Annotated in this window: 1 protein-coding gene and 1 rRNA gene; one reads left to right on the forward strand and one right to left on the reverse strand. The window is 63.3% G+C overall.

Features of this window, described 5'->3' with window-relative positions; all coding sequences use genetic code 11:
- Nucleotides 1-92 (forward strand): 5S ribosomal RNA (gene rrf, locus QZX93_RS25505); the annotation flags it as partial.
- Between the two features lie 703 nt (nt 93-795).
- Here rrf and QZX93_RS25510 read toward each other — a convergent pair.
- On the reverse strand, nt 796-2,244 hold the full coding sequence (locus tag QZX93_RS25510) for a hypothetical protein (RefSeq protein ID WP_295392565.1): 1,449 nt from the start codon (nt 2,242-2,244) through the stop codon (nt 796-798).
- Between the last annotated feature and the right edge of the window lie 235 nt (nt 2,245-2,479).

The following is a 2,479-nucleotide window of genomic DNA, read 5'->3' on the forward strand; positions in this document are numbered from 1 at the left end:
CCACCTGATCCCATCCCGAACTCAGAAGTGAAACGGTGTATCGCCGATGATAGTGTGGGGTCTCCCCATGTGAAAGTAGGTCACTGCCAGGGCCTTCTACAAAAAACCCCCGCGCCTCACGGTTCGGGGGTTTTTCTTTGCCTATCGATCTTAGCTGTTTCCCGATGAGCTTGGCGCATTGGCGTGAGCAATTGCCCGCATTAGGCCGATCACGCCTTCCTACCAATGAGCTTGGCGCATTGGCGTGAGCAATTGCCCGCATTAGGCCGATCACGCCTTCCTACCAATTCGGCGGAGCGCTTTCCCGTAGCCTGGATGCAGCGCAGCGGAATCCAGGGTTCTCAGGTAAGCCACTGATCTTTTTCTTGTCCGCGAGGCCGCACCCGGATTCCGCTGCGCTCCATCCGGGCTACGCCGAGCACGCGTCGAATGCTTTTATTGACCTCATCATCAGTGCGTTGCGCTTTAGGGTGAGTTCCCGCAAAACCTGGTACCAAACAGCGCCGGAGCGGATGTAGGTGCGACTTAAGTCGCACCTACTCTTGGTAGTCTCTCTGGAAATCGGTCGGTACTCACCAAGGCGATACCAGGTTGGCCATCAAGCAGCCGGCAGGAAACGAGTGCGCCTTTGCGATGCGGTATTTGGCATTGCTCGGGTGGTCCTCGTCCTTTCCGTGAAAGTCGCGCCGGGAGCGCGCTCCAATGCTTCCTCCCCTATTGGGGTAGGGCGGGGTGGGGGAACGGTCAAGGCCCCCGCCACTTTCATCTTGCGGGGTGGCGCGGGCGCCATGGCCGTTAGGCGGTCTTTGCCTTAGACTTTGCCGCCTTCGAATCGGCCTTGGCGGGCTTTGTCTCAGTCTTTGTCGCCTTCGCGCCGGCCTTGGCGGTCTTGGGCTCAGGTTTGGTCGCCTTCGCGCCGGCCTTGGCGGTCTTGGGCTCAGGCTTTGCCGGCTTCGCACCGGCCTTGGTCGTCTTTGGTTCCGCTTTAGCCGTCTTCGAATCGCTCTTGGGCGCCGTCTTTGCCGTCTTTGCATCGGCCTTGGTCGTTTTGGGTTCGGCCTTCGCTGCCTTCGCATCGGCCTTGGCGGTCTTTGGCTCGGGCCTTGCGGTCTTCGGAGCGGCCGCGGCGCCGGCCTTAGTCTGCTGAGGCGACGCCGGCGCGCGTTTCACCGGGGCCAGGTCCTGGCAGACGCCGTTCTGGCATTTCAGCAGATAGCTGTCGGAGCCTACACAGGACACCTTGTGAATCTCACCATCCGCGCGGCTCTGGATCAACTGGCTCCCGCCGTTCGCGATGTCGCAGCCGCGCAGGCGAGCGTACTGCTCCGCGTAGTAGGCCCAGGTCCCGGTCTCGCTGCCCTGATTCAGCGTGAGCATCGTGTTTTGCGGTTCGGCCGGCACGGGCGGTTGCGTGCTGCCGTCAATTGGCGTTGGGCTCGCGCCAGCCAATGACCGACTACTGCCGTCAACGACCGGGGGCAGCCCCGGATTTGCTCGGGGCGCCGCTGAACTGGACTGAGAAAGTGGCTCTTCCGGGACCGGCGCCGGGGGGAAGGCGAGCGGTTCCGGGGTCGGTGTGGTGCTTTGCGGTGCTGGTGGGTCGAACTTCGGCGCCGGTTGCTCGGCCGGCTGTCCCCACGCCTGTGCGGGGGGAGGGGCATTTGAAGTGCCAGTGCCGGTGTTAAGGGGGACGCCCTCCGGGGCGGTGGCGAGCGGTGGGATCGCGTTGGCGATACGCTGCCGGTTTGCCGTCCAGTTGGCGCGCAGCGATTGGAGCGATTGGGTTAGCGCGTCACGATACTGGTCGGTGTAGTCTGTCCGTTGCGGTGACCCTGCTCCCGGGGGTTGGGTGATCAGGGTGGCAGCCAAGGCGACATTGGTCCCGTCGGACTGCTCGCGAAAGGTCGCGTTAACCTCAACTACCGGCGCCACGGTGCTGTTGGCGGCCCCGAGGGTGCCTGTGGCCAGCGCGGCTGGGTCCAGTGGTCGCTGCATGACCAGCAGATCGTCCGTGGATTTGACGATGCTCCAGCCCTTGGAGCGGGCGGAGCCCATGGCCAAGCCCTTGACGTCAGTGAGCTTGGCTCCGACGATAACGAGTTGTTGGCGGTTGCCTGAATCAGAAGTCTCTGAAATCGCCTGATTTCCGGCGCACCCGGCCAAGAACCACACCACGCCGAGCATGAGCCAACCGAAAGTTGCGAACGAACGCCCCGCCACCTCTACCTCCTGATGAACGACCATCGCAGAATGCGCCGCCACAAAAATGAATCTGGCGGCGCCAAAACGCTGAATCCTATCACAGTGAGGGCGGGGACGTGGTGCGCGGCTGGGGCTGGCCCACGGCAAATCCGTTCTAGCCCGCCGTGGCTGGCCGTCCCCGCCGACGGCGGGAATTTTCGGTCATGCCCAGGTAGTCGAACACCAGGCGGACGTTGCGTGCCAGGCGCTGGATGGTGGCGGCGACGGTGTCGCGGGA

Origin of the sequence: uncultured Thiodictyon sp. (assembly GCF_903946935.1) — a bacterium.
GTDB lineage: Bacteria > Pseudomonadota > Gammaproteobacteria > Chromatiales > Chromatiaceae > Thiodictyon.